1 protein-coding gene (cut by both window edges) is annotated in these 23842 nt (G+C 67.3%); it reads left to right on the top strand.

This entire window lies inside a single protein-coding gene on the top strand: locus tag ACIBW7_RS16440, encoding an HpcH/HpaI aldolase/citrate lyase family protein (protein WP_397047094.1). The 126159-nt coding sequence extends 12210 nt beyond the window's left edge and 90107 nt beyond its right edge, so the window shows coding positions 12211–36052 (codon 4071, complete, through codon 12018, partial); the first complete codon in view begins at position 1. Both the start codon and the stop codon lie outside the window.

The raw sequence follows: 23842 nt of genomic DNA, 5'->3' as shown, positions 1-23842 counted from the left end.
GGCATCGTCATCAACGCCGACGGGTCACCTGCCGTCCCGCTGGACGAGGACGGCCGGACGGCGGGGATGGCCGGCGTCGCGTACCCGATCGCGAATATCGGCGCACGGCCGGAAGCCGTTGCCGCCCTCGGGGTTCCTTTCGACAATTCACCACCTGGGCCGGAACGTACGCGGACTCTGTTGCAGGAGGCGCTGGATGACATCACAGCGCGCCGGGACGAGGCCGGCCGGCATATGGCCGCCGCAATCGAGGTGATGAACGCGGATGGTGTCGTCAGAGTGGACAATGCTTCGCGGGTGGCTCTGCAGTCGCAGGACTACGCCGGTGAACTCGCGCGTCTGCAGTCGTTGACGCCCGATTCGCCAGACGCCGAGTTGCCCACCCCGCCGCCGCGCAGCCCGCTACCCGGATGGCACGAGCTGGCCGTGCACACCAACCACTACCACGAGCTGGACGGCATGGCCGCCCAGACGAAGGTGCTGCTCCACGAGATGGGGAAGAAGCATCCCGAGGACGCGAGGGACGGCAGGCGCAGGACAGACGAACAGCGACAGCATTCGCCGGAGTGGCTCGCCGCGGCCGGGCGCTATGCCGCGGCGTTGCCGGCCTGGTCGGACGCGGTGCAGGATGTGCGCGATGCGGTGCTCGGCCGGGTCGACGCGGCGCAGGGACGCGCCCTCATGCGCCGGGTGAGCGCCGCGACCGATCCGCTGCAGGCGACCTGGGCGCAACTCGCCAGGGAAACCCTGGATCTGGGATCCATTGTCGGGGTGAGTGATCGGGGCCCGGAGTACCGCGGCAATCAGGATGCGATGGCGGCCGAGGTCGTCATGGTCGGCGGCAGGCCGATCCGATTCGCAATCGTCTCCGACGGGGTGTCGGTATCGGTGGATGGCGAGCGCGCCGCATCCGTGGCGGTCACGGCGGCCCGCAAGAGCCTGCGCGAGGCGTTGCGAAACCACACCCCCTATAAGCCGATCAGTGATGAGCAGCGCCGGCAGCTGGTCGCCGATGCCATCGCTGCCGCCCAAGCCGCCGTCATGAAACTGACCGACGATGAATACGCCGGTATCCGCGATCAGGCCCTCGCGGATCTCGACAATGGCGCCGACCCGCAGGCGATCGTACGGCCGCCGCAGGCCACCATTGCAGTGGTACTGGTGGACCCCGGTCAGGACGGGGAACCAGGTAAGTACACAGCGGGCTGGGTCGGTGACAGCCGCGTCGACGTGCTCGACCCGATCGACCCGAGCAGGTCGCGCACGGCGACCTTCGACCATACGCGGGTCGGCATGGACATGCTCTACGACGCGGTGGACTCGGCCGCAGTGATCGATCTCGAGAAGTCGAATGCCCAACTGATCGACGAGGTTTCGCAGGTTGTCGGCGAGGCGAAGAAGAGCCGCGGCGCACTGATGAATGTGCTCGGGCTGGGCCTGCAGAACGCGGCCGGCTACGGCGCTCGCGGTGGCGCGCCGGTGAAAGGTGAACAGCGCCACTACCGTTACCTCACCGACGGTGAGGTCGCCGCCCATGAGGTCCTGTTCGTCCGCTCCGACGGCTTCGGCGGTGAGAACCGCCAGGCACCGGCGTTCGCCCGCGCCCTCGCCGCGCATAACGGTGACCTGACCGCCGCACTCCACACGCTGGCGGACACCGAACTCGACGACGGCACAAAGGACAATGCCACCGGCATCGCGGTACTGGGCGCCCCGCACGAACCCACGGATGCGCCCGTTCGGAGGGAGCAGTTGCACGAGGGACTGCAGGCTCTGCGCGACTATCACCGGGCGCGACGTGCGATGGAGGCCGCCGCCGCGGACCTTTCGCAGGCACGCAAAGATGATGCGGAGGCACGTGAGCGTGCCGCGGAGCAGGGACATCCCGTCGACCCCAACCCCCGGGGCCCGGCGGAGCTGGCGGCCATCCCGGCGATGCGGCGAGCGGTGCAACGCTTCAGGGAGCGGGAAGAGCAAGTCGGCGCCTTCGCCGACCAGCTGGGTGCGCTGCAGAACGAGCCGCTGTCGCCTCGACAGCGTCATGCGCTCGTGCGGTACGGGGCCGCCGTGGAGGAATGGCACGTCTGGTTCGACGCGTTTCGGCGGATCGAAAGAGCCCGGGAGGATCGGAAGGGGCCGAAGTGGTCTCCGGTCCTGCACGGTGAGGAGGCTGATGTCTGGCGGCACTACATGGCTGCCAAGGACTTGGTCACAGAGACCATCCGGCCGCTGGCCGCAGACCTCGCTCTGCGGCCGCTCGCGGAACTACCTGGCCTCTGGACGGGCGGAGTCAAGCTGGATGATATTCCTGCGCAACGTTTTTCAGTGGGAGATGACGGCACCGCGATCGATCATGTCGAGCTCGACCTCGGTTCGATCGTGGGAGTCAGCGAGCTCGGTGCGAGGAAATCGCGCAACGAGGACAGCATTGCCGCCGCGGTGGTGCAGACCCCCCATGGGCCGGTGCGGATCGCGATCGTCTGTGACGGCGTGTCCTGGTCGACGGACGGGCATCGCGCTGCCGAGGTAGCCGCGGCGGCGGCCCGTAGGCACCTGGAGGAATTCGCGCGCGGGCTCCCCGCGGGACTGTCGGATGACGAGGTCAAGCGGCGGATGCGCGATGCGATGCGAGCGGCGATCGATGCCGCCCAGGCAGCGGTGGTCGCGATGTCGGATCGCGACTATCCGGATGATGACAATCCGCCGGCCAGCACGATCGCGGCGGTCATGGTGATGCCGGGCCGGAACGGGCGCCCGGGCCACCAGGTCAGCGGCTGGGTGGGTGACAGCCAAGTTCAGCAGGCGCATGCGGACGGCACCGCGGAGTTGCTCACGACCGACCACACGAGGCTGAATTGGTATCGGCTGCAAGGCATGTCCGATGAGGAGGCGCGTCGCAAGGAGGATCGCCACAACATCACCTTCGCGCTCGGCCGTCGCAATGGACCGCCGCCGGAGAATATCCGTGAGCACCCGCTGGGAACCTACATCCGGTCCGGTCCGGTGTCGGCGACCGATGTCATCTACGTCGACACCGACGGGATCAGGTTGCTGGATCCCGAGAATCCGTTCGAGCTGGGACGGCTGCAGGACGAGGGCCGTAACGGTGACTTGCGGTCGATGGTCGGCTGGATACTTCACCGTGCGCTGCTCATCGGCGGCCACGACAATGTCTCGGTGTTCGCGGTGTCGTGCGCGGAGTCCGAACCGCTGCCCCGCAGGCTGCCGGCACCGCGCGACGGGGTTCCCGCCGATGTGCGTGGGCACTATCAGCGTCTGGTCGACGACTACGACCGCGCCTGGTCACGGCTGCGCGACCTGGTCAAGTGGCAACCGAGGGTGAGTCTGGACCATCTGGCTGTATCGGACCGGGTCGCCGACGAAATCCGGTTCGCCCACGAAACCATCACGGCCGCGGGCGCGAATGTGCCGATCCTGCTGGAAATTGCGACCAAGCACTTGCACCGGTTGGGTGAACGGCTCCAGGAATTCGGGGGGTGGTTCCACGAGATCAGCGACCGGCCCGAATCCCGGTGGACCGATGACGAGACGAATTATGTTGCCGCGATGGCGGAATGGTCCGCCGCAGTGCATCGGGCACAGGACGTCGAAGCGGCGAATTTCCTGTACCGGGAACATCCCGAGATCACCGCGGCGCACCATGATCTCGCCGCCGCCGAGGCCGGCGTCCGATGGGCGAAGTGGACTCTCACCGATATTTACTCCCGTGATGGGTCGCTGGAGATCCCACCCGGCCTGCGCGTCGGATATCGCGCACTGACAGTCGAACTGCGCAGTGCCGGGCAGGCGGTGGTCGACATGCTCGGACAGTTGCCCGCTGCTGTCGTCGATGAACTGTCGGTCTCCGAATCGGAGTTGACGGGTGACAACTACCACGACGCCCTGGACAGAGTTCGGCAATCTCTGGCGGAACTCGACCCCAATTCGGATCCGGCTCGACGGTTGCAGTGGGTGATCGCCTCGACTGAGCGGTATCACCGCACCCGCGGCCGGATCGATGCCTTGGAACGTCGCATCTCGGAGCACGGACAGGGGGTGGATTCCGTTCGTGTCCAGCCGCGTCCGGCGCTGCCCGAGGATGTGGAATACAGTCAGCAGCAGCACAATCGGGCGGCGGATCGCTGGCGCAATATCCGGTCTTGGGCGCGATCGGCGGCCGATCAGGAAATCGCATGGGAGTGGACCGATCCGGGCACTCGAGCGGCGATGATCCTGGCGACGCCCGAAGAGGTCGTCGCCACCGAGGGATTCCCGCGCGCGGCGCGCGACGAGGCGATGCGGGTGCTATTGCGCCGCAACCGGAATCAATTGCCTGCAACGGAGGATCTCACCGCCGAGCAGCGCGAACGGTCGGCGTTGCTGAATGCCAGGGCCGATTTGCTGGCCGCCGCCGAAAGGTGGGCCGCGCAGGTGCCGGGGCATCCTGCGGTGCAGATGCTCGGCACCACCGGCACGGTACTGGTGATCGGTGATCCGGACACTGCGGCACATGTGAGTGTCCATGCGGTGGACGCGAATTCGGGCTCCCCGGAGGAGGCGCTGCGTCGGGCCACCGCCGCGGCGGTGAGCGCGGTCGCCTCGAGCGAACAGCCGGCCGCGGCGGTGGTGTGCATCGGGCCGGCCACGACCTTGGCGCAATCGGTAGCAAGGTTATTGGACGCCCGGTCCGGCGCCGTATCTCCGGAGTCGACGGTGCGGTTGGTCGGCTACCACGACGATGCCGCCACCACCTTCGTGGAGGACGTTCGCGCCGATGACGCACTGGCCGGTCACCGCGACCGGATCCGGACCGAGCACCCGGACCAGGCTGTCCTGGCGTGGCTGCCTTCGCATCGCGTGGAAGGTGTTGCCAACGACTGTTTCCCACAGGCGGCACGAGGTGCCTTGCGGCGTGCGCTGGCGGCACGATTGCGCGTTCCGGGCGTGGATCCCGACACCGATTCGGTGGTGGCCGATCTGCGCAACCGGCTCCGGATGCTGGAGTTGATGTCCGCACCCGAGTTCGGGGTATCCGGCGACCACGGCGCGATGCTGGTGGGCGCGGGCTGGAATCAGACCCCGTTCGCGGATTTCGATGCGATGGCTGACGCGGTGCCCGAGGGCGGGGTGATGATCGGGGCGGTGGCCTTCGAAGGCTTCCAGCAGCGGGGTGTCGTCGGTGCGCACGCGGTGGAGATCTACCGGGAACATGGCCGGGTCATGGTGCGCGACGGAAATCGAGCGCCGGTCGATTTCGAGATCTGGCGCGAGCAGCAGGTCGGTGTGGCCGGGCTGCACGGCATCGTCTTCAATGCCGATGGGACCGCGGCGGTTCCGCTCGGCCCGGACAACAAGAGCCACGGTATCGCGGGTATGGCGTTCCCGATCGCGAATATGGGCAGGGCACAGATGCCTCGTGCCCCGGACGCCATATTCGGGGCCGGTGGAGGCGGCTCGGGGCCCGGTGGGAGTGACTTCGGGCCCGGTGGGGGCGGCCTCGGGCCAGGGCTCACCCGGCTGCTGGATGAACCCCGCACCGTGGTGCCGGATTTGGCGCACATCGTGCACGCGCAGATGATGGCCCACCGGTTGGACATGATCGTCCAGGACACCTGGCTGGACCCGAGGAACGTGCTGAAGCCGGCCGCCCCGGCGCGCACGGCGTGGAACACCCAGTTCGCCGCAGCCCGCGGGCGATTGGCCGAGTTGCTGGGGCTGTCGCCCTCGGTGCTGGCCGATGACGTATTGGTTGCCCAGGAACTGGCCGACCTGCGAGACCGGACCGATAAATCGCCGGAACTCGCGGCAGCCGAACAGGAATTCCGCTGGCGTTACGACACCACGCGCATCCTGCGGCGGATCGATCGAATTCGGATGCGAGCCGGGCAGATCACGCAATTGCAACAACGGTTGAGCGCGGCAGCCACTCAGGTGCGCAACGGCGGCGCCACCGACGAATATCGCCGGTTGGCTTCCCAGCTGGCCCGGCTCGATGAACTCGCCGCAGACCTGGAACGGCTCGATGCGGATCGGGTGCTGTCGCACACGCGCCGGAGCCGAGCGGAACAGACCAGGCTGGAGACCGATCTCCGCGATGCCTACGACCGCACCGCCATGGTGTTGAACGCTCTGCTGGACGGCGATATCCCGCCGACCCATATGCGCCGCGCCCAGTTGGTGGAACTCGCAGAGCACCCCGCCGAGCCCGGTGATCATTCGATCGAACGTGCCAGGCGGGCAAGCGAATTCCTCGAGGTACGCGACGAGCTCGAACGGAATCTAGACCTCGACGAGCACGCCACCACTGCACGGACACTCGACGAACTACTCGACAGCGGCCTGGCGGAGGCAGTGCGCGATCACGACCGGACACCGGTCACGCGCCGCGGTGCACTCGGCCCGGAACTGGTTCGCATCAGCCGCGCGGACGCCGCGGTCCGGGTGCGGTATCGGCAGGACGCGCCGGCAGCGAACGTGAACACGGACGTCGCCGCGATCAGCAGGGCGCGATACCAGGCCGCCGGTGAGCGGATCGCCCGCCTCGAAGCGTTGTCGTCGGCCATACGTCAGGTCGGAATCGATAATGACCGCGCGCGCGTGAAATTCGCCGATTTGTTGCGTGCCGCGCACGCCGATCGGTCGAGCGAACTCGCCCGAATCATCGGTACCGAGCAGGACCGGACGAGTGCGACCTGGGCCAGTGAGCTGCGGGCGTACGGGGAATTGCTCGCGATGTCCACACGGGATTCGGAGCAACTGCGGCTGTCGCGCATCCTGCTCGAACTCGCCGACGCCGCCGAGGCGTGCGCGGCCGCCGCCCGGCGGGTCGCCACCCTGGAAAGCCACACCGACCTACTCGAGCAGACCGCTCGGATGCTGCGTCGAGCCGAGCAATTCGCCGCGCAGGCGCAGTCCGGCGATCACGAGGCTGCGATCGCTGGCCGCCCGGAATTGTCCGAGCAGATAACGGGATACGAGACCGCGCTGACCGAAGCGCTGGACCGGGCCGCTGCCGACATCGACCACATACTCGCCAACTCGCCGGAAGGCAGTGGCGGTGTGGTCACCGGCCCGACCGATGGTGTGCGCCGGTCCCCTGCACACGCGCGTCCGGTCGGCGATGCCGGCCGCACGCCACGCCCGCCGACCGGCCGGCGTGGTAGGCATCGGCGTGCACCCGGTCGTCATGCCAAGCAGCTCGAGGGCCCGGCTGTCGATGGCACCACGACGCCGCGGCGCCCCACCAAGCCCCAGGCGCGGCACCTGCTCAATGGAGGTCCGCAGGTATGCGTCGCAGAAAGCATGTCGTTCGGCGCGAATGTACTCGGCCTGCCGGTACAACCCCCATCCATGCAGGACCCCTTGATGCAACTGCAGGGCACGAGCCCGAAAGATGCGGCGCTGGCGGCGAATGCCAAATGGTATCCGGGCGGGTTCTCCTCGCTCGATGAGATGTACGTGATCGCGGCACAGGGCGGCACGGTCTTCGGCGCGGTCGACTTCGGTGACATCGGTGCGCACATGTTCGTCGTGTACCAGGGCAGTGACGGCGAAGTCCGAGTGCACGAACTGGTCGCCGAACTCGATGGCGACGTGACCGTCAACCGGGTCGACGATGTGCGGTTCGACGAGTGGGACAAGCCCGAAGGTCCCTTGTACGGCATCGCTTTCGGCAAAGACAAGCAACCGCTGCACAAGCTGGAGCAGGGTGAAATACCGCCCGACAACCCAGGCGTGGACCATCCGCGACGCAACCTGGGTCGCCGTTTCGAGTCCGAAGGCCCCGACAACGAAGGCCCCCACAACGAAGGTTTGGACGACTCGACGCCACCGGAACTTCCGGCCGATCCCGGTGCGGTGGGTGTCGGGCCGGTGCTGGCGCGACTGCGGTGGCAGCTCGGAGGCCTGCAACGGTCCGTGCTGAGCACGGTATCCGAGCAGCTGCTGAAACAACTTCCCACCGACATTGCCGGATACGCATTCGACCGGTCGGAACTGGCCGCCCCCACTTCTCCTGTGCGTGACTGGATACTGGCGCAGCGAGATGCGGCGCGCACGCGCCTGAACGAGATGATCGCGCGCATTCCCGAGGCCGAGCCGCGTCGCGCCGAGTTCACTCTGCCCGCGGATCTGTCCGACACCCTGCAGGTCATGCGGGTGCTGGCCAATATCCGGGAGTGGCTCCAGGAGCGGGATGGGCAACCCGCCGCGATAGGGGATCTCGCGGGAAATTTCGCACTGTGGCACAACGAAGCCGTAATTGTCGAGGACGCGACGCGATTGGGTGCCTGGGTTCGGCATATCGAATCGTTGGATGCGGCGCTGCACGATTCCTACGCTCAGCACTCGCAGGGCGCACCTCAGGGGGCGCAGGCGTATCGATCTCTGGTTGCCGACGCGATTCGGCTCGAGGAGCTGGCGCGGCAGTTCGAAGAAGCCAGAAGTGTGCCGAGGGACATCGTCTTCGCAGCCACCAAACACATGGACCCGGAAGACTACGGGCTGACTTTCGAAGACCAGAGCATGGTACCCGGGCGACAGACCCTGCTGCGGCTGTCGCGTGAACTGCTGGACGCCCAAAATGAATTGAAGCCGTCCACCGGGCACGATCCCGCTCCGGACGCCGAGATGGCGGCCAGCGCCCGCAGACATGCCGAGCTGCGGACACTCATCGACGCGCTCGCTGCCAGCGCCGAGCGTATCGACAGGCTGCGTGCGACCACCGAGGCATTCGACGTGGGCTGGGCGACGCTGCTGACACCGGGATCGTTTTCCGATGGTTGGTTCGGTGCCGAGCTGACTCGGTTTGGTGAGGATTGGCCCGCCGCACGTGCGAAGTTGTCGGACTTCATTGTGGATTCGGCTCGGGAGTTGGCGGGGGTCGGAGACGGGCAGTACCGAATCCCGACGGAGCCGAAGGCCGCCGACGTCGCACGGTTGAGGTTGTGGCACTCGCAGGTGCGTGGTGAGCTTGCCGAATCCCTGGGAGTGAATCCGGCCGACTTGACAATTGCCAGGGTGCAGTGGGTGCTCGAACTGGAAGGGCGCGAGGGGAATGGACCACTTGCCCGGATCTATCTCGCCCTCGATGAACTGCTGACCGACGCGACCGAGTTCGTCCGGTCGGATACCTGGTTTCGCGGGGTCACGGTGTTGGGCCAGGCCCTGCAATATGCCGGTGCCCACCGGCGGGCGGCCGACAACCGGTACGCCGTCGCCCGTGATCGCTACCGCCGGATGTTCCCGGATGCCGATCAACCTCCGGAGCATTGCGGAGAACTCGGTGAACTCGAAGAGCTGCGCGCATTCGCACAACAGCCGGATCGAAGGCGTTTCCTTGATCTCCGCCGCCGGGGTGCGGAGTCGGAGCAACGTCGGGCGGCACTGACGGACTTGCTCGTGGCGGGTGAGCAGCTCCGGCACTGGACGCTGCTCACCGCACGACTGGATGCGCAGGCGCGGCAGCTCGACAGTGTGACCGGTGTTCGGCGCGACGTTCGCGAAAGGCTCGATGCGGCCGACGCGCAATTGCTCGGGCGAGCAAAACAATTCGGAGTGCCCGCAGCGGATGTGGCGAATCCGCGGGATCGCGCCAGCACGCTACGTCGACTGCGCGACGAGGCAATAGCGGAACTGTTCACAGCGCAGAGCCAGGAAAACCAGACCGGCGCTCCGCAACTCGAAATCGGTTCCGAAGCACGGCGAATCGACCAGCTGACCTCGATGATCGAGCTGGCCGACGAATACATTGCGCTGTCCGAGAAACTGTTCCACCTCGAATCACAGCTGGACGGCGCCTTGATCGGGGTCCAGAGTGTCCCGGCGGCATTCGCGGCTGTCGCCGAGGGCACCGCAGGTGGTGTCGTGGCCTACCGCCACCCCGATACCGGTGAGTTGATCACCCCGCCGGGCTCGATCTCCGCACACGAACTGGCTCAGTGCGCGCAGCACACACTCCGTGATATCGCCGCTTACTACGGGCTTTCGATCGAAGACCTGTTGTCGGCGCTGGGTGAGCAGGAGCGTCCCCTGGCCGGATCGCTCATCAGCCAAGTCGAGGCGGCGCTGCCGCAGTTGCCGGTGGAAGGGCAGACCCGTTCCGACGATGACGAGCCCCTGCGGGCGCAGCATGTGGCCGATCTCGCCACGGTGGAAAGGATGTTGCGCGAGTGGGCCATTCAGCGCGAAGGGCAGCAGGCCGGGAGCGGCGATCGAGTCGGTGTCGTGGTCTTCGTTCCGAACCTGGGTGGCGATGACCGGCACGGCGGGCTCGGCCACACCTTCTGGCTGACCAGGTCGGTGGACGAGCACGGTGAGGTGCACGTCGAGCGCCGGGACCTCGGCCTGCTGGTGCATCAGCCGGATCTCGTCGTGTCCCCGGACGAACAGGGGCAGCCCGTACTCACCCTGTTCCTGGACAACCAGGGCAGGGCGTGCCGGGTGGCCGATGGTGACCGGGCGCCGCAGGTACGTACCGATGACGAGAACTACCGGGTCGGTAAGGATTTCGACGAAGACGGTCGACCGCTGCGTGGGCCGGAGCCGAATGAGCAGGGACAGTCGCCTGCCTCGGCTCCCGTGCCGGCATTCGGTCCGGACTTGGAACGGCTGCGTGCGCTTGCCCGTGAATGGCAGCGGGAGGCACAGCAGCGGATTGCGGACCGGTTCCAGGATGCGGACCGGGCGGCAGCGCTGCTGGTGGAGGGGGAGTCTGCCGAACGCGACGACTTGCTGCTCCAGTGCCGCGAAGCACAACAGAGGCTGAATGCGTTGGTCGACGCGGCGCCGCTGAGCGAGGAACAGCGCGCGAATTTCCGGCTGCCCGCAGATCTCGATGACGGCGTGTCGGTGGTACGAGTCTTGGCGAATCTGGCCGAGTGGACCGATAAGCCGCTCGAAGTGGTGCGGGTCGAAGAGACGTTCCATCACGCGTTCGAGGTGATGCGCTGGATCGACGATGCTCACACCTTCGCGACGTGGGAGCGTCGGATGGACGAACTGGGCATCCTCATGCAGTTCTTCCACAGTCGCCGTGGAGATTCGGGATCTTCCGAAGCGGAGTACACCGCGCGGGCCGCCATGCTGGCGCGCCTCGATGACCGGGCTGCGGAGGTGCTGGCGGCAGCGCGGCCATTGGGCCTGCCGATGGCTTTCGGACAGCCGGTCAACCTGAATTACTGGGGTGTGACAGAGGAAGATCTGCAGTCGGGTGTGACGACGCGCAAGCGCGCCGAGCTATACGAGCAGCGTGACCGGACCGAGCGACACCTCGCCCGGCTTCTCGGCCGGGATACCGCGCCGAGCACCGCCGAGCTCGAGCAGCTCGACCTTCCGGAGGCTCGGGGAGCGCTGCTGTGGTGCGCTGAACTGCGGGCTTTGACCGAGGCTCTCGACCGGCGCGAGGACCGGCTGAACAATATTCGCGCGGCAAGAGATGCCTTCGATCGGGACCTGGCCACCGTGTGGGCCGAGATGACCTCGGACGCACCGGAAGTCGTGACATTGGTCGATGCCGCGATGCGCGGTCCCGGCGGTCCTGTCTTGCGGTCCCTGTTGGCGGCCGGTGAATACGCTCCGGCCGATCCCGAAGCTGCCCGCGCGGTCGGCCGCGGTGTGCTGAATCTGTGGCAATCCGCGGAGCGGGCCGGGGTGAGCGCGGAACTGCTGCGCGCATATCCGCAGTTGTATCGCATGGGCGAGGTGGTGCCCGAGGATGCATTGCACGAGCATGTCCGGGGCCGGCTCGCTGATCGGCTGATGGGGCTGCTGCAGGTGCCCGGGGAGGCCCTGAGCCCGGACGAGCAGCTCCTGCTGCCGAAATTGTGGGCGGCCGACAAGGCGTTGTCGGCGGTGGTCGAGGCCACTGAGAATGCCATATCCGACACGGGTACATCGGTGCGATTGCTCGCGGGCGAGATGCTCACCGACGGCGATTTCGCCGAAGTCCCCGACGGGTATGCCGGCCGCTACCGAATCCAGGTCGCCGTGGGTGATGTGCGCAAAGCCCGGACTCTGATCCACTATCGGGCGGGAACCGTATCCGATACCGAGGAGATAGCACCCGTCGTACAGGAGGCGGGAGAGTTCCTGCGCCTGCAGCGGGCCGGTACCGATCCCGATTCTGTGGCGATGGTCTTGACCCTCGACTACGATTTCGCCGCCATTGCCCGCCCGCCGATGTCCTGGCACGAAATCGTGGTCGGGCGCGATAACGACGACTCCGCGCATTTCTCGCAGCAGGTGGCCGCGATGAACGCGGTCTACGAGGCCCGGTGGGGCGAGCCGCACGCACAGGTGTTGTTGGTCGGCCGCCGCGATGCCGCCGACGTCGTCCGGCGTGCTGCCGCAATGGCGGGTATTGCCGGGGAGCACCACGGCGACGACATTCGTGAGTTGTGGGACCCGGCAGTGCAATCCGAACAGCACCGCAACGATGCCGCTCCGGCCGAGGTCGAACAGCTGGTCCAGCGGTTGCGGACGCTCGGGCTCGAACCCACTGTCCAACAGGTCATTTCGGTGCTGCTTCGAACCGGGAGCAGCGCGCAGGATCTGGTGAAGGTGGCCCAGGCCCACCCCGAGCTGATCGCGGGCCTTCCGGGCGCCTCGGCATTGGCCCGCTACATTGCCACATTGCCGGGATATGTTGCCGCCCTGGAGCAGAACCCCGAACTTCATGCCACGCTGCGCACCTTCTTCCGGGCAGCCGACCGGCTGCCCGGTTCGCCGGCGCCGGCGCTACTGGCCCAGGATGGTTCGGTAGTTGCGATCGGTGAATTCGCCGATGCGACCCACCTGGAGTTCACCGTATCGTTCGGCACCGACATCGGTAAGCACACTGCGCTGCACTATGCCGTCGACAACCATCAGACGGCGCTGTCGGCTGTCGCCGACGAGGAGTCCGCATCGGTCCGGTTGGCTTCGGTGGCGTACCACGGTGACAGCCTCCAGGAGCTCATCGATGCCGTCACCTCGGTGTGCGAAGCACATGTGGTACGGGTCAACCTGACGGAGAACCGGACCTTCCCTTTCATCCACATCAATACTCTCGAGTCGGTGCCGGATCCCGCGTTCCATCGTGGCTTGCTCTGGCGGGCGATCGCCACGGCGCGCCAGCGTGTCTACACCGCGAACGAAGTGCAGCGGGCGGGCGACGACGCCGGACTGGATGGGCACGGGCTGCTCCTGTCGGCCGGCCCGGCGCGCATGGAGCTACAGCGGTATCACCGGCAAACCCGCGACGAACTCGCCGGGCTGCTGGCCCGCGACCGGCTCGGCGCGAACGCCACGGCGGAGCAGATCGAGGAGCAGACGCAACGCTGGTTGCAGGTGTTGACCGATCCGCTGCTGGCGCGGCAGGAGCTTCTCGATCTCGACGACAACGAGCGCTGGCAGCTGGATGCGGAGAAGGTGCAGGCATCGAGGGAATTCCGCCGCTACCTCGAGCTGACCGAGACGGTCGCCGGACTCGACCGTCTCGAATTCCGGATCCGTCAACTTCTACTGCTGGACAAGGGATTACGCGCAGCCGAGCGCGGTGCCCGCGCCGAGCACGACGACACCTTCGACCGGCTGGCCGCGCGAGCCGAGCGTCTGGCCGACCTTTCGGATGATCTGGCCATCGTCGAAGGCCGGCGTGGCACGTTGACCGACAATGAACGTGCGTTGCTGGACAAGCACGACGTCGGCACCGATACGTTGCGGCGCAGCCGCAGTGCGGTGGCCGAGTGGGACCGGCAGCGGGAAATCGCCGGCGCCGAGTTCATCTTCACCGGTGATATGCAGACAGCATCGCGCGCTGGGGAGATGCGGCAGCTTTCGTCCATCGCGGAACGGGAAGCCGAACGCGACACCAGCGCGCAGCTGCTGAACAGGGCGTTCGACAACCTGCTTGCCGACCTGGTCGAGGACGTCACCGCACCCACGCAACGGACCCAGCCACCGGTGGCACCCACCGATGGGGTGCGGTCGGCGCCGGTGCAGCCGCCGCCGGTCGACCCGGTCGCCGCGATGTTCGACGGTGCCGCCGAATGGTCCGGGTCGCTGACCGAGACACAGGAAATGCACCTGGCCGGTGTGCCGAAACTTTGTGCCGTCGATGCGATGTGGTTCGTCAAGGATGTGCTCGGTGTCGCTATCGACCCGCCGTCGATGTTCGACACGGCGATCCAGGCCAACGGCATGCTGCCCTCCGACATCGCGCGGCGCCTGCGCACGAAGTGGAAAGAGAACGGCTTCGCCGATTTCGAAGAGATGCGGGCGCTGGCCGCCGACGGCGAGATCGTTCTCGGCACTGTCACCCACGGTGCGGCCGGGGCGCATATGTTCGTGATGTACAGCGCCGCCGACGGCACGGTGATGGTGCACGAACGCAAGGGCCACGAGGTTATCGACGTTTCGTTTGCCAAGTGGGACAAGCCGGGTGGGAAGCTGCACGGCATTGTGCTCGGGCCGGCGGGGCAACGGCGTCACCGGCTGGAGGAGGGGGAGTCGCCGGGCGAAATCGGGCGAGATATGCCCGGTGTGGCGGACGCCGAGGGGCGGTTGGTCGAGGCGGCGGTGGCCGGGGACCCGGATAGGAATGACGAGTGGTCGCGCGAGCGTCGCGCGCTTGTCGACGCCGCCGTGCGCGCCGCGCGCCTGGGTGATGTGGCGGAGCTGGCCCCGGACGGGACCCGCGTCGATGTCGCCGCGACTCGGGCCAAGGCACGGGGAGCGGTTCTCTTCTGGGATCGCGTCACTGCCCAGAATGCGGATGTCGATGTCCGCGCGGCCTTCTCGGGCGGATACCCGGCGATCTTCGCTGCCGCCGAAGTTGTGCCGAGCCGGTTGCAGAACAGGAACAACCGGCTGGCGGCGGCGGGAGAACTCCTGCAGCTGGAGGCGATGGCACAACAGCGCGTCCTCGATCCCGCGGGAATGGTTCGGCTCGAGGAGCTGCGCGACATCAAGAAGGCGGTGGAGGCCGCCGACGCCCGCGGTAAAGCAATGGGCATGCCGGTGCACCTGGTGTCCTACGACGACGGGGCGCTGGCTATCGAATTCGGTGACCGCAAAGCCACTGCGCAACACCAGGTCTGGTTCGTTGCGCCGAATACCGCCGACTCGGGCGGGCTGACCGCGCGGGTGCACGAGGCGGCCGACATCGCGCAGGTGGAGAACCAGCCGGATCGGGTCACGGCCACGGTCGCAGTGCTGCGCTACGGTGCGAAGGGGAATGCGGCGCCGGCCATCCACGCGGTTGGCGAGAACCTGGTGCACCGAATCGTTTCGACCCAGGCGATCCATGAAGCACGTGGGCAGCTGCCGCCGACTGTCGAAGTCATCGGGCGCGGTGACGGCGTCCGGGTGTGGGATGTCATGGCCGATCGTGTGCCACAGGCCGGAACCCACTTCGATGATGTGAAGGCCAGGACCCGGCAGTGGACGCAGGCGCTGCCCGGCAATCCGGCATTCGATATGCGCTGGACCGAGCACACCACCTTCGCCACCATCGGCGATCCGCGCACCGCCGACCGGGTGGTGGTGCTGGCGAACGGGCAGTCGGATGCGCTGTCGCGTCGTAGCGGTCTGCGGGACGCGATCGGTGTGTATGCCGAAGAACAGCGCGCGGATCCCGGCCGAACCGTGGCGGTAGTGGTGGCCCAGGCCACCGGCCCGGACATGCTGGCCGCCGATCTCGCGAACCTCGCCGCCGAACGGACCGCGGCCGGCCCGATCCGGCTGCACACCGAACGAGGTGACCGTGCCCTGGTGCGGGCCGCACTGGCCGGCGAGCAGCTGGCCGAACACCGCACTGCCTTCACCCGGCCGATGCCGCTCGGCGCCCAGCAGCGCACCCGCCGGATCGGCGAACGGGTTGCTGCGGCGCACCGCAGAATTGCCGGTGACAGGGCGACGCGGCGGCCGGCCGCCGCGCCCCGCCAGGGCGCCGACGTAGACCGGCAGGTCCGTGCCGTCCGGGATGCACTGCCCACACGCAGCGCGAAGATCGATCTGCTCGAATCCGCGGTACATCGTGCTGAAATACGCCGCGAGCTGGGACTGACGACCCAGCGCCAGTATTTGCAGTTGATCGACCACCTCATCGCGTTGAGCGGACAGGCGAAGGCGATCGAGAGCGGCCGCAGCAGGGCGCGCACTGACGACGATGCGCTCGAGGCGCTGATCCGGCTCGTCGCCGAATTCGACACCGAGTCGGATCAGCTGCTGGCAATGGCCCGCGAATTCGATGTGCTTCCCGGCGACGCTGCCGGGGCCCCTGCCACCGACAGTCCTGCGATACCTGCGTTGGAGCAGATGCTCGAGCAGCAACGCGTCGACCTGCGCGCCCGGACCGGGGTCGAGTCCGTCACTTTCGACAACATCGGTCAACAAGAACTGGGTCTCGGGCGTTTCCGCGGCGAGCGGCGCATGAATGCCGAGCAGCTGGCGCTCCAGACGGGTATTCCGGAGTCGCAGCTCACCCCGGCGCGTGTGTCGCAGCTGGCGGCTCTCTTTGCCGCCCAGCACGATGCGCCCGAACGCACGAATCCGGCGAATGCCTGCCGAGACGCCGATATCGAGATCGCGAAGCGGGAACCGATCCTCGCGATCTCCCGGCGGATGCGCCAGGTGCATGAACTGCGCGCGGCACAGGCGCGGGCCCGGGCCCGGATGGAGGTGATCGGCGAGCATCTCGGCCGCCTCGCGGAGCAGTATCAGCAGGATTTCACCGGCCACAACTTCCAGCTGCCAGCAGGCCCACTCCAGGTCACCGACCTGACCGCGGCTTACCGAGCCGCCAAGTCATACCGGCCGCGGAGCGCGGAAGCGGCGACGGTCGGCCGGATCAGGCTCGCACTGCAGCACATGATCCGGTACGCCGAGCAACGGGACGCCGCGGCCGGACAGCTGCGCGGATTGCTCGAGCACACCGAGCGGCTCGGGGTGCTCGCCGGGGAACGGCTGCGTGTACAGGACGAGCTCTACCTGGCCACTGCTGCGGCCATCGGATCGCCCGCCGCCGATATCGCCGCCGCACAGCTGGCCCGCGTCGACGCGGCGCTGGACGACGGATTCGGCGCGCAGCTCACCGCGCTGCTCACCGACGATCGTCCCGGGGACATGTCGGCCTACGAACATCCGGATACCGCGACCCGGAACCACCTGCGGGGAACGGATCTCGCCGGCGGCGAGCGGCTGGGCATGTGCCTGCCGGACGCCACCGATGCCGCCTATCGCAAGATCGGCAAGCGGCCACCGGCACGGCCGGTCGACCTGAGCGGTCTACCGGGAACCGACGCCCGGCTGGCGCCGCAGATTGTCGGATCCGATTGGGAAAAGGGCGGTTTCGCCTCGTTCCAGGCGTTGCACGACCGGGTGCGTGACACCGGGGACGTCGTCGTCGCGGTGCTCGGATATCGCGGTTTCGACAAGGCCGATGAGATCGGTGCACACGCAGTCGCCGTGTACCTGGACGGTGACACGGTGATGGTGATCGACGGCGGCACCGAGACCGAGTTCCACGAATGGGCCGCACGCCAGCACGGCGTGGACAGCCTCGACGGTATGGCGCTGCAGGCCGACGGAACTGCGGCTACATCGCTCGGTCCGGACGGTACCTCGCAGGCGATCGCCGGGCTGGACTTCAAGAACGTTCGTATCGGTGCCCGCAGGGACGAGATACCCGGATATGTTCCGCCACGTCCGGGATTGCCGACCATCGACCCCGTCGCTGTCGAGTTCGGTATCCGCTTGGGCCCGGACGTGTTACGGGAGAGGTGGCAGGGTCTGCTCTGGCGAGCCGACGCCGCGGTTGCCGCAGCCGAGGCCGATGGCGAATTCGGTGAGGTGGCTCCCGGCGAGCGGGTGCATGCGCGCCGCAGAATGCGCCTGAAGCAGATCGAACGGCGGTGGAACTCACTCGATCTCGCGGAACAGGATGCGATCCTGCACACCATCGCCGATGAGATGGCCGGTGAAGATATGCCGGATACGTTGCGCGACAAGGTGAATCGGCTGCGCCTGGTGTTCGAGCGCGACCGGTTGCGCACCGCCGAACCGACTGCCGAAAATGTGGCCCGGCTCGCGGAACTCGACGTGTGGGCCGACCGGCTGACCGTCGCCGAACGCTGGGTCGCGCACGTGTCCGGGGATCTGGCGGTGCGACTGCTGGTGTTCCCGCGGCCGGGTGAGCCGGGGATCCCGATGATGTCGGTCGGCAACATGGCCACGACGCCGAAACTGTCCGTACACGTCCGCGACAGGACAATAACGGTGCCGAAGCTGCCGGTCCGCCGGGCGGATTTCTTCTTCGGACCGGGCTTCCAACTGATCGAGCGAAGAAGGCCCTCGATCACGGATCCCGAACTGGCGCTGCTGATCGACGAGCTGACCGGCTTCTTGGGTGAAGTCGAGCCCGTCACGGTGGTACTGGCTTTCCCTGCCGGTGACGCCGCCACCCTGCGCCGGCAAGTCACAGACCTCATCGCGACCAGGGACGAAACCGCCGAACGCCTGCAGAATGTCCTGCTGAGGGCCGAAAGCGACGATGCCCTGACCCTCGCCTCCCGAGCCTTCGAACTGACCGCACCCTCCGCCGACCTCCCCGGAGTCGACGACGGCGTATTCGAAACCGATCACGGCGCTTTCGGACCCCCCGATGATTCGTTCGAAACCGCCGACGACTCGCCCGAAATCCCTGACGACCCATTCGCAAGGTCACCCTTGTCCGGCAGCTACGTGGTTTCAACCGCGCTGGCGTGGGCCGGAATGGGCAGTCTGCAAGAACTTCTGGTGCCCGAAGGCGCCGATCTCGCCGAGATAGGCCGCCGCGCCGAGGCCAACGCTCGGCTATGGCGCACCTGGCCGCCGTACGTGCACTACATCCTGGTGAGAGACCATCCGGACATCATCGCCAATGCTCCCGGACTGCCCCTCGAGGCCTGCGACATAGCCCAGGAGTCGGTCCGGTCCAAGCGGGTCGCTTCGCTGAATACGGACGAACCGCGGTCGGTTCGGCAGGGCTATCGGGACATCGACTTTGCGATGGACACGATAAAGCGCGAAGCGGTACCGCGGACGCTGTCGCAGCGTGTGGACCCCGACACCGGGGAAGTAGAAGTCACCGTGGCGTTCGGTGACCCGGACACCGCGACGCGGGTCCAGTGGGCGGTCTTCGACAATGCCGAGCTGCTGACGGGATTGCGCGCGGCAAACGACCTGTTCAACGGTTTCGCAGACGCCGGCATGGGGCCCGATACCGCGCTGATCGCGGTGGTTCGTGGCCATGGGGACAACCCGGTCACCTCCCCCGAGGACCGGGTTGCCGCGACCGCGCAACAGTTGGAACGCACGATCGCCGAGCGCAACGCCATGCGCCGAGCGCTGCACCCGTACGGCTTTGGACCGGCAAACCACCTCACCGGCACGTCACGCGCGGTCACCCAGGTGCGGATGGCGGGCGCCGCGACAGTCCAAATCGCTTCCGCCCCAACCGGATCACAACTCGAGATCCGAGGGAAGCTCGAGGCCGCGCGTACCGACCGCGCCGCAGCCGCCGAGCGCGTTGCCGAGTTGATGAGCCAGTTGCCGGTCGACAGGGAACCGGACCCGGCCGACCTCGAACCCGGCCGGGTGCTCGAGACGATTCGTCCGCTGCCTACGATCGCCACTGATCTGGACAACTTGGCAACCCTGGCCGATCTGTTCGACAACGCCTCGAAACTGGTGCTCGCGGATGCGCAGGTGCGTCGATTCGAGCGGTATCTCGAAGACACCGGTCCGCAGCGGATGCCTGGGATCGAGGTGGAATGGGAGCTACCGGCCGCGCAGGCGCGGCATTTGGTGCAGGGCATGCAGTTCCTCGCCCGCGTCGAGGGTTTGGCCGCCGAGATGACCGAGTTCCTGGACGAAGACGACCGCGCCCAGGTGACCGAGGCCCTGGGGTTGTCGTTGAGTATGGACGACCTGTCCGCCGATCGGCTGCGCGACGTGCTGACCAACCTGCTCGGACGGGCGCGGTCCGCCGACCACGTCGCGCGGATCGCCCAATTCATCGAGGAGATACCGGATTTCGTCATCGCGGATGCCGAAATCGCGCACTTGAAGTGGTGGGCCGGTAGCGAAGGTATCGCCTCCCTGTCCGACCAGGTGAGCCAGGCCAACACCGAACGAGCATTCCTGCGCCTGGACCTTGCCGCCTACAACGTGAACGCCGACACCGTGGATCCTGACGCGGTGCGGCGGGCGCGGGCGCGCCGCGCCGAGCTGCTACGGGACGTGGCCGCGCGTCTGCAGAAACCGACGTCGGCATTGAATGAGAAGTACCTGCGCAAGCACCTTCGCGGGCTGGAGCTGGTCCCTGATCGAGACGGCACGACGGCCGCGCTCCGGCAATATCTGGACCAGGTGCAGGTGACCGCGGCGATCGACGCGTACGTGCGTGCGGGTCACCGCTACGACCGTCTGGTCGAGCAGGCCGGACGGCTCGAGACGCTGGCCCGCAAGCTCAGTGCGGATCTCGACGACGAGGCGCGTGCCGACGCCGACGACGAAATGCATGTCCTCGCTGCGGAAATCATCGGGCAAGTCGAGTCGAGCGATCCGACCGCGCTCGTACTGGACTTCCCGGGACACATGCCGCCGCCGATCTGCGCTCCGGTAGCGGTGCGGCGGTTCCTGGAATTCCGCGCGGAGCGCATCCGGCGCAACGGCGGTGACTTCGCGGTACCCGAGTCGGTGCTGCCGAATGTCGGCCTCGCCGGGGTGAACGAGGACGAGGTGGCGAAGGAGGCCGACGGCGACTGGCAACGGTTCGCGTCGTTGAATGAACTCATCGCCCACGTAAGTGCCCATGGTGGTGCGATCGCGGGTGCCGTCACCTACCGCAACGGCCGCCGGGTCGGCGGGCACATGTTCGAGGTCGAAGTCGACGACGACGGCCATCTGCTGGTGCACGAGTGGGTGGATGGGCAGCGCAAGGTCTTCCGCGACGGCGAGGTGCGGGAGTGGCTGACCGAGCGCAACAAGCTGAATGTCTTGCGGGTGCACGGCATCGTCGCCGACGCCGACGGTAATGCCCTGATCCCGTTCGTGGAGGGAACGCGCTTCGCGGCCGAGGACGACACACCGAATGTCGCGCTCGCCGGGCTGCCGCGCGACGACCGTGGCCCGCCGGACCCCGTCGAACGGGATCAGCAGAACCGGAGCGACCTCCACGCAGAGGACCTCGCGCTCGACAGCAGCGACGATCGGTCGCGCCTGGCCGAGGTCGAAGCGGTAGTCGAGGTCCTGCGCGATGCCGATCGCGAGGCCATCCGGCGTGAATTCGACCCGGTACTCCTGCTGGACTACAGCCGCGGTGATCAGGTCGGTGGCCGGGGCCGCATGGTGCTCGAATACGGTGACACCGCCACTGCGGACACCGTGATCGGCTTGGTGGCCCACACGGAGACCGACCTGTATCGGCTCTCGAAGACCGCCGAATCGCTCGTCGGGTATACCGCCGACCAGCAAGCGCGCGGGTCGGTCGCGGTTATCGCGGTGCTGCGCTACGACGACGATCTGCTCCCCGAAGGCCGGGCACATCACAACGTCGACCTGATCGGCAGCGATGCGGACGCCCTGACGATGGAGCTGTTGCAGCTGTACGAGCGTCGCGCATCGTCCTCGCGCAGCGGAGCGAATCTGCCCGTGGTCGAGATCAGCGGCACCGGTGACGGTGTCGAGGTAGCGCGTCTGGTTCATGCCCGGCTGGCCAGCCCGGCCGGTAACACACCCGGCAGCAGTGTGCGCTATATCGAGCTGGCCGATGATGCTCTCGACGGCGTTGTGCGGGAGATGCCCTCGGACGCCTTCGATCTGCCGGGCTATCAGCCGCCGCTGCCGACGGAGATCACCGAGGCCGTACTGGAGGATCTGGCCGCCGTCATCCGCAACGCCGAAATGGATGTTGAACTGGGCGGATTCGCCGAACCCGGGTACGTCGAGGCATGGATGCGGTGGCTGGCGGCGACGGTGAGCCGGCAGCAGGCTGTCGGTATGCGTGCCGAGGTGAGCCGGCTGCAGGCGTTGGTGGAGTGCCTGAACAGGCTCAAACGATGCATCGGCGCCCTGCAGGAGAATTGGGCGCCCGATTTCGAGTTCACTACCCGCTTGTTGGCGCTGCCGGTGTGGGAGGAGCCGCGCGCACGATCCTTCGTGTCGACCGGACTGGCCGCCCCCGAAGCGATCGAAGAGATCACGGTATTCGTCGACGCCGTCCGCTCCACTCCGGAGGCGTTGCGCGCGGGGTTGTTCCGCGCCCGCGGGGAGTTCGAAAAACAAGTGGCGCGTGGGGAACTCGGGCCGCAATCGGTAGCCCTCTGGCAGGGCACCGATTCGGAAAGGCTGGCCGAGGACCTGGCCAAGCTGGTCGCGGCCCATCCCGGCAATGTGCCGATCCGGCTGGTCACCACGGCAACCGGTGACCGCGAGCTGGTGGGGTCGGCCATGACCGACGCCCGAATGGTGCAGTGCCGGGATCGATTCGAGATCGGCGCGGCGCCGATACCCGACGCCGACTTCTCCGATCTCGGGTGGGATCAGGACCCCGGCGAACCGGAGCAGCCTGCTGCCACATCGGCCCGGCAAGGGGTGGCCGACCCGGTCCGCGGCACGGTTGAGCCGCGACCCTTGCTGCCCAAATTGCCCAGTGAACCGAACGTGGTCGAGCGGGCGCATACGTTGTGGCGCTCCCTGTTCGGCGATGCCACGGTGATCGATCGCGACACCTTCCAGACACGGTGGGAAAAGGTGAGCCGGGACGACCGCTGGTTGCTGGTGGAGGGGGCGCCGGAGAAGCTCGCCGAGCAGCCGGGGGCTGCGGTGCGGTGGCGTGACCGCGCCAACCGGATGCTGCTTGCCCAGCGACTCGATTACCTGTCGACCCTACAGGCGGCGGGCCGGATCGACGAAATCCCCGGCGGGATAACCGAACTGGCGCATCTGAACAACCGCCTGGACGCTTTGGACGTGGCTGCAGGCAACGCCACGATCCTGCCGGGCCACCCTCACGTATATGTGCTGTCGCTGGGTGTGGATATTCCGGCGCTGGGTCTGGTCCGACGCGGGCGTCCGCAGCGGATGATCGCGGCCTACAACGATCCGGACACCGCGAGTGGGATCACGGTCACCGTGGCGGGGCGGTTGCCCACAGTGTCGTCGCATCCGGACGTGGTGTCGCCCAGCGACGCCATGGAGGCCGCCGCGGAGGCATTCGACCCGAGCGGGTCACAGTCCTCGGTCGCCTACATCGGTGCGAATGTGGGTGCGGCGCAAGCAGGTTCGGAGCTGGCACTCGACCTGGAAGACATGACGGTGGTTCAGCGCCACCACCGACCGGCCAGCGGTCTGGCCCGGGTCGAGGTGCGCGCGATGCCCGCCGGAGCGAGTATCGCCGACTCCGCGCACACGTATGCAGACCTGTTGTCGGACGAAGCCAAGGCTCTGCTCGAGTGGGAACACTCCGGCCGCGAGACCGGGGATTCGTCGGGCGGCTACCAGCGACCGGACACCTTCGATCCCACGCAGTGGGACGATGTGCTGGAAGGTTTCGACGCCAACTGCACCACCTACGTATCCCACTCCCAGCGCCGTAACCCCGACTGGCAGCACCTGAACCTGCCGGTCGCAGAAGATGTCGGTCCGGATGGCCGATCGGCGGACGAGTTCACCGCACTCCTGCAAGCCGGTTGGCATCCCGACTCGTTCACCAGCGAAGTGATCGGCGGGCAGACCGCGCACGACCGGATCGCGGCGAGGCTGCTCGTCATGGGCCCCGGTGCCGTCGCGGTGGTGGTCGACGAAGATGCGAACGTCGACC

The sequence above is a fragment of the Nocardia sp. NPDC049526 genome, from assembly GCF_044465765.1.
Taxonomy (GTDB): domain Bacteria; phylum Actinomycetota; class Actinomycetes; order Mycobacteriales; family Mycobacteriaceae; genus Nocardia.
The sequence above is the reverse complement of the archived record's forward strand: the minus strand, read 5'-3'. Positions and strand labels throughout refer to the sequence as shown.